Annotated in this window: 7 protein-coding genes; 6 read left to right on the plus strand and 1 reads right to left on the minus strand. The window is 38.9% G+C overall.

The window, feature by feature from the left end; genetic code table 11:
* The first annotated feature begins 21 nt into the window (after window positions 1-21).
* Genes mnmA through purB form a run of 3 tightly spaced genes read left to right on the plus strand, consistent with a single transcriptional unit; the run spans window position 22 to window position 3,347 of the window.
* Complete coding sequence (mnmA, locus tag ACN6OV_RS07460) at window positions 22-1,158, plus strand: tRNA 2-thiouridine(34) synthase MnmA (protein WP_427951465.1); 1,137 nt, start codon at window positions 22-24, stop codon at window positions 1,156-1,158.
* Between the two features lie 12 nt (window positions 1,159-1,170).
* On the plus strand, window positions 1,171-1,902 hold the full coding sequence (gene hflD, locus ACN6OV_RS07465; RefSeq protein ID WP_427951449.1) for a high frequency lysogenization protein HflD: 732 nt from the start codon (window positions 1,171-1,173) through the stop codon (window positions 1,900-1,902).
* Window positions 1,903-1,958: 56 nt separating this feature from the next.
* Window positions 1,959-3,347 carry an adenylosuccinate lyase gene (gene purB / locus ACN6OV_RS07470; protein WP_427951451.1) on the plus strand — a complete coding sequence of 463 codons (1,389 nt, stop codon included), beginning with the start codon at window positions 1,959-1,961 and terminating at the stop codon, window positions 3,345-3,347.
* A 76-nt stretch (window positions 3,348-3,423) separates the two neighbouring features.
* On the opposite strand, the gene ACN6OV_RS07475 is transcribed toward purB, so the two are convergent.
* Complete coding sequence (locus ACN6OV_RS07475) at window positions 3,424-3,663, minus strand: hypothetical protein (protein WP_427951454.1); 240 nt, start codon at window positions 3,661-3,663, stop codon at window positions 3,424-3,426.
* A 212-nt stretch (window positions 3,664-3,875) separates the two neighbouring features.
* On the opposite strand from ACN6OV_RS07475, the gene ACN6OV_RS07480 reads away from it, so the two are divergent.
* The 3 genes from ACN6OV_RS07480 (at window position 3,876) to ACN6OV_RS07490 (ending at window position 6,908) form a co-directional block, all read left to right on the plus strand.
* Window positions 3,876-4,502 (plus strand): DUF2238 domain-containing protein, encoded by a 627-nt coding sequence (locus ACN6OV_RS07480; RefSeq protein WP_427951457.1) that lies wholly within the window; start codon window positions 3,876-3,878, stop codon window positions 4,500-4,502.
* Between the two features lie 726 nt (window positions 4,503-5,228).
* The gene (locus ACN6OV_RS07485) at window positions 5,229-5,798 is read left to right on the plus strand and encodes a 1-acyl-sn-glycerol-3-phosphate acyltransferase (protein WP_427951460.1); all 570 of its coding nucleotides are present in this window, start codon (window positions 5,229-5,231) and stop codon (window positions 5,796-5,798) included.
* Window positions 5,799-6,158: 360 nt separating this feature from the next.
* Window positions 6,159-6,908 carry a YebC/PmpR family DNA-binding transcriptional regulator gene (locus ACN6OV_RS07490; protein WP_427951462.1) on the plus strand — a complete coding sequence of 250 codons (750 nt, stop codon included), beginning with the start codon at window positions 6,159-6,161 and terminating at the stop codon, window positions 6,906-6,908.
* The last annotated feature ends 107 nt before the right edge of the window (window positions 6,909-7,015 follow it).

Below are 7,015 nucleotides of genomic sequence, written 5' to 3' on the forward strand. Positions count from 1 at the left end.
CAAATTTGGATGCTTAATCCTATGCAACAACGTGTCATCGTCGGTATGTCTGGTGGTGTAGATTCTTCTGTATCTGCTGCACTTTTACTTCAACAAGGTTATCAAGTTGAAGGTCTTTTCATGAAAAACTGGGAAGAGGATGACGGCACGGAATACTGTACGGCTATGGAAGACCTTGCCGACGCTCAAGCCGTTTGTGACAAAATTGGGATCAAACTCCATACCGCAAACTTTGCCATGGAATATTGGGATCGTGTCTTTGAGCATTTCTTACAAGAATATGCGGCGGGTCGTACCCCTAACCCTGATATTTTGTGTAATAAGGAAATTAAATTCCGCGCATTCTTAGATCATGCAGTGAATTTGGGTGCTGACTTTATTGCCACTGGTCACTACTGCCGTCGCGGTGAGACTCTGAAAAATTCACGCGGTGAAGAATATGCACCGCTTCTACGCGGTGTCGATCAAAATAAAGACCAAACTTATTTCTTACATGCTGTGCATGGTCGTGAAATTAATAAGACCTTGTTCCCTGTCGGTGAAATTGAAAAACCACAAGTCCGTAAAATTGCGGAAGAACTCGGTTTAGCCACTGCCAAGAAAAAGGATTCAACAGGAATTTGCTTTATTGGTGAACGTCGTTTTAATGACTTCTTAAAACAATATTTACCCGCTCAACCCGGAAAAATCGTACTTGATACGGGTAAAGAGGTTGGTGAACATCACGGCTTAATGTACTATACGCTCGGTCAACGCGGTGGTATCGGTCTTGGCGGTCTTAAAGGTGCTGAAGAAGGCGCTTGGTTTGTGCTGCACAAAGATATTGAAGGTAATCGCCTCGTTATTGGTCAAGGTCATGAACATCCACTTATGCAAAGCACCATTTTATGGTCTGAAGCCATTGACTGGGTTGCAGGCGAACAAGAAATTCCTGAAACTGGTTTCCGCTGCACAGCAAAAACCCGTTACCGTCAGCCTGACCAAGACTGTACATTATTTAAAGACCCTACAGCACCGAATGGTGTGCGTGTTGAATTTGATGAACCACAACGCGCTGTAACGCCGGGTCAAAGTGTAGTGTTTTATACTGGTGAAGTTTGTTTAGGTGGCGGTGTGATTCACCATACCAATGCGCCTAAACCAGATTTTATTAAATAAGGATTGTTTCGGATGGCAGAGTTACCATTTCAACAGCCCCAAACTCTGAATACTCGTCAAAATCGTGCATTGGCGTTAGCTGCTGTGTTTCAAGCCACACAGCTAACTCACATGACGGCTTTGACGGGAACACAAAGTATTGGTGAAAGTGGTAACTTCTATTTTGAACATCTGATTAAAGCCAGTTTAAATATCCGCCCAAAGTCGAATCAGTCTGGCCAGACTCTCGATTTCTTTGATAAATTGGCGGATATTTCACTTGGCTTAAAAACCTTAGAAAGTAGCATCACCCAACCTTTTAATACATCACCAAAATCCAGACTACCTAAACTTGCCAACACCAAACTGCCTATGACCTATGCCATGGCCTTGTTGCAGTTAGAAAAGAAAGTCTATAGCAATCCCAAATTCGTTGAAATTATTGAACAATCCCAGCAAAAAATTTTAAGACAACTCTCCTTTTTCGATAATAATTATTTACACCCAAGTATTATTGCCAATTTAGCCCAAACCTATATTGAAACTGCTGGATCAATTAATCCACGCATTATGGTTCGTGGCAATGCCGAAGCATTTAAAGATACCGCACATACCAATCGTATTCGTGCTTCCCTCTTTACCGGTCTACAAATGGCGCACTTATGGCGTCAACTCGGTGGAAGCTCATGGGGTATGATTTTCAGTAAGCGTAAGCTGCTCCAAGATATTCAAGATCTTGCTCGATTACAGTATCAGGTTGTTTAACCTCATGCTGATCGAGCTTTTGTTTTACGTTTAATTCCAAAGTTTAAGGAATCGCTATGAACGCTTTAACCGCACTTTCTCCATTAGATGGACGCTACGCTAGCAAATGTGATGCTCTGCGCCCTTTCCTCTCTGAGTTTGGTTTAATTCATGCTCGTGTGACTGTTGAAGTGCGTTGGTTACAAGCGCTTGCGAACCGTCCAGAAATCACTGAAGTTCCAGCTTTTTCTGCTGAAACTAATGCTGCACTTGACGCAATCGTTGCTAACTTCTCTGAAGACCATGCAAACCGCATTAAAGAAATCGAACGTACGACGAACCACGACGTTAAAGCAGTTGAGTATTTCCTAAAAGAGCAAATTGCTCACATTGATGAACTTAAAAATGCAGGTGAATTCATTCACTTCGCATGTACTTCTGAAGATATCAACAACTTGTCTCACGCTTTAATGTTGAAAAATGGTCGTGAAGTTCTCGTTGCAGCAATGCAGCAAATCATCGATTCAATCGTAGCGTTGGCTGAACAGCACGCAGAACAACCAATGTTGTCTCGTACACACGGCCAAACTGCAAGCCCAACAACTTTGGGTAAAGAAATGGCAAACGTGGCTTACCGCCTTGCACGTCAAATCAAACAATTCAAACAAGTTGAACTTCTAGGCAAAATCAACGGTGCTGTTGGTAACTACAACGCTCACTACTCTGCTTACCCAGAAATTAACTGGCCTGCACATTCACAAGCATTTGTTGAATCATTAGGTTTAACTTTTAACCCGTACACCACTCAAATCGAACCACATGACTACATGGCGGAACTTTTTGATGCGTTACGTCGTTTCAACACAATTTTGATCGACTTTAACCGTGACGTTTGGGGTTATATCTCTCTTGGCTTCTTCAAACAACGTTTGAAAGAAGGTGAAGTTGGCTCTTCAACTATGCCGCATAAAGTTAACCCAATTGACTTCGAAAACTCAGAAGGTAACTTGGGTATTGCAAATGCAGTATTGGCGCATTTAGGCGAAAAACTTCCAGTATCTCGCTGGCAGCGTGACTTAACAGATTCAACTGTACTTCGTAACATGGGTGTTGGTTTCGCGCAAAGCTTGATCGCATTTGAAGCATGTTCTAAAGGTATTGGCAAACTTGAATTGAATGCTGCGCGTATTCTTGAAGATCTTGACCATGCACAAGAAGTGCTTGCTGAACCAATTCAAACAGTTATGCGTCGTTATGCAGTTGAAAAACCATACGAAAAATTAAAAGCCCTGACTCGTGGTCAAGCAATGACTCGCGACATGATGGTGAATTTTGTAAATGGTAACGAGCTTGAAGCCGTTCCTGCTGAAGATCGTGCTCGTCTTGCTGAGATGACGCCTGCAACTTATACAGGTAATGCTTCTACTCAAGCTGCACAAGTTAAAGAGCTTATTGCTAAAATCTAATTTTAGATAAATCAAAAAAGCGAAGCTTCATGCTTCGCTTTTTATTGGATAAAATCCAATTAAGATGCGAATTTAATTAATCTAAGGGACAATAACGCGCCCAATCTGCTTTCATTTTTTCAAATTCATTACCACTTAAAATATCGCTGAAATAAATATAATAGGTCACGTCTGGGTATTGAATTTCATGTCGGTACAGCATGCCGCGTAAAGAAACAGACAACTCTTCTGGAAAATCATCTGATAAATACAATTCTTCAAAGTCATAATTAAAATAGCAATTCTGTTTTGCTTCGAATGCTTCTATAACAGCCATACCTACAACCGAGTCAATCTAAAAATATGTCCATAGTTTAACGGATTCATTCAGAAAATGTCCTAAGCGCAACTACGCCAAATCCTATAATTTGAAAGACCAATGCAATAAAAAAATTAATGAGCTGTACTCGTACATCGAATCAAGTTATCGCTATACTTACACCATATTAAAAAATTTATAGTTCATAATAATTGAGCACTGCCAGACGCATGATAGATTACAAACTTTCTCCAAAGCATATTTTTCCATTTATTGTACTTTTTGCCACTATTGTAATTGCCAGTATTCAACCGCTCGAAATGGAAGCTTATTTACTGCATCAGATTGGCACAGCACTTATGCTGGTAGTCTTACTAGTATGCCTTTATAAATTGGGACTAAGTTTTGCGAGTGTTTGCTTATATATTGGCTTTTTACTCATCCATATTATTGGCGCACACTATCTTTATTCCTATGTTCCCTACGCTGAATGGACGCAGTCACTTCTTGGTTTTAATTTAGATCAAGTTATGGGTTGGTCTCGAAATATGTATGATCGTTTCGTACACATTAGCTATGGCTTATTTTTGTACCCCTTCTTTTATCGTATTTTCCAGCTCTGGCTTCCTCAACTCAAAGCATCCACCCTATTTTTACTGGTAGTGCAGTTTGTAATGGCAACGAGTCTGATTTATGAATGGATCGAATGGCTTATTGCGATTGGTTTATCGCCTGAAGCCGCTGAAAACTATAATGGGCAACAAGGTGATATCTGGGATGCGCATAAAGATATATTATTGGCAACAATCGGTGCCATTATGACGGGACTTATTTATAAAACGGAGATAGCTAAATGAAATACAACAGAGATAAATTCCTTAGGAAAAACGATACTGATTTTTATAAAATAACAACTGATCGAATCAACTTTTCAGTACTTCTCTATCTGGAACTTATAGTGAAAGACTAATATAGCTGATTACTTAAATCTTCAGTACACCAAAGACCTTAAAGAATGGAGTTTTACAGGTATTTTTACGTGCTGATATTTTTAGAATTTAGCTATAGTTAAATACGATAACTTCATTAAGAATAATTAAAAGTTTAAAGACTTATAATATAAAGAAATACATCATAAAGTGAAGAAAACTGAACTGAATTTTAAGATTCAACCTGTTCTGGCTTTCTTAAATCTAAATAGAATTCAATTAATGACCAAATCATGATCAAAAGAAACATAGCAACAGCGAATACCACAGCAGTTAAATAGATCATGCTTGAGTTCTCCATCAAAATACAGGATAAGACAATACGGTTACAACAAATAGTCTACGACAAAAGTCTAATAATAATTCTACTGTATGGATAGCGATATTTCGTAAATTTTTAAGAGTATTTTTATCTATGATAAGAGTTTTACTGTATACAATTTAACTGATTTATTATAAATAACGCTTAATCAACATGATTTCATTGAGAACCACAGCGTACAATTCGGCATCTTCATCTCACTAAAAAACTACTTGACTCCTTGCAGAAACAGGCAGAAATTACACCCTTTGATAGTCACTGTTTCATTCATTATGTTGAAAAAGTTTATTGGTGAGTCTGCATTTAAATTGGCTGGTTGGAAATACCACGTAGAACCTGATGTTTTAGAAAATAAGCAAGTGATTGTTGGTTTTGAACATACATCCATGTTAGATGCCGTTTTGTCTCTGGCACTTTGCCAAATTTACGATATTAAAATCCACACCTTAATCAAAAAAGAGCTCTTTAAAGGCCCATTTAAACCTGTGCTTGAAGCAATGGGCGGTATTCCTGTTGATCGTAAAGCCAGTAAAGATATTGTGACACAAATGGTTGAACAATTTGAAAGTCATGAAAAGTTTAACTTGGTCATTGCTCCAGAAGCGACACGTGCAGAACGTGGCGAAGCTCGCAAACCCATTCGTACAGGTTTCTGGTATATTGCCAAAGCTGCGGGTGTGCCGATTGCTTTAATGTATGCCAACTCCAAAAGTAAACAAGGCGGGATTTTCGGTAAAATCTACCCCACGGATCTCGATCATGATTTAGCACTGATCCAACAACTTTATAAAGAAAAAGTCGGTTTAGACATTATCATCCCTGAACCGAAAAATAAGGACTAACAGTGTATATGGGAGATCAAATCGGAATCTATGATATTCGTATTTATCTCCCTTCTCACTGCTTTAAATATCTACTTTATTGAAAATAGAAATTTTATTTTTTAAATACGCCACTAAACCCATTTGGCTAAGAAATTAAACATTTGCCCTTTCCAACGTTTAAACGGATCTCATTTTAAATTTTGCATATTTTCCAAGCGTTACTTTTTTATGCGTATTATTGATACTTAGGCGAAGTTGGACAATTTCTTTTCAACTATTCATTTCATGAAATCCAATACTTTCACACAAAAATGCCGTTATGGTAGAATTTGCTCAATTCGAGAGGCATAAGGCCAATCTACAAGGAGCATATTTCGCATGGCGGGTCATTCCAAGTGGGCTAATACTAAGCATCGTAAAGCAAAACAAGATGCGAGCCGCGCTAAAGTATTCACAAAATTCATTCGTGAAATTGTTACAGCTGCACGTTTAGGCGGTGGTGATGTTGCGTCTAACCCACGTTTACGTGCTGTCGTTGAGAAAGCATTGGTCGCAAATATGACACGTGACACCATCAACCGTGCAGTTCAACGTGGTGTGGGCGGTGAAGAAAATGCCGATTTAAAAGAAGTCACTTACGAAGGTTATGGCGTTGGTGGTGTGGCTGTGATCATTGAAACAATGACAGACAATTTAAACCGTACTGTTCCAGATGTTCGTCACTGTTTCTCTAAAACTGACGGTAACTTAGGTACTGCGGGTTCAGTCGCGTATATGTTTACCAAGCGTGGTGAAATTACTTTTGAAGATGTTTCTTTAGAAGATCAAATCATGGATATCGCGTTAGAAGCTGGCGCTGAAGACATCGAAGTTGATGAAGAAGAAATTTTAGTCATCACAACTCCAGAAACTTTTGGTGAAGTTCAAGATGCGCTCACAGCAGCAGGTTTAAAATCTGACAATGCTGAAGTGGTGATGAACCCTTCAACCAAAGCGTTAATTTCAGACGTAGAACAAGCGAAAAAAATCATTAAAATGATTGATATGTTTGAAGATCTTGATGATGTTCAAAACGTGTATACTAACGTTGAATTCACTGATGAAGTTATGGCGGAATTAGACGCTTAATGCTTTGATTCAATTAAAACGCACCTTTGGGTCACTGCTGTCCCACAATTTTCATAAGAAGAGCCTCAATTGAGGTTCTTCTTGTTTTCGCCATTTTTTATCGGGCA

Source organism: Acinetobacter sp. (genome assembly GCF_050285345.1).
In the GTDB taxonomy this organism is placed as follows: domain Bacteria; phylum Pseudomonadota; class Gammaproteobacteria; order Pseudomonadales; family Moraxellaceae; genus Acinetobacter.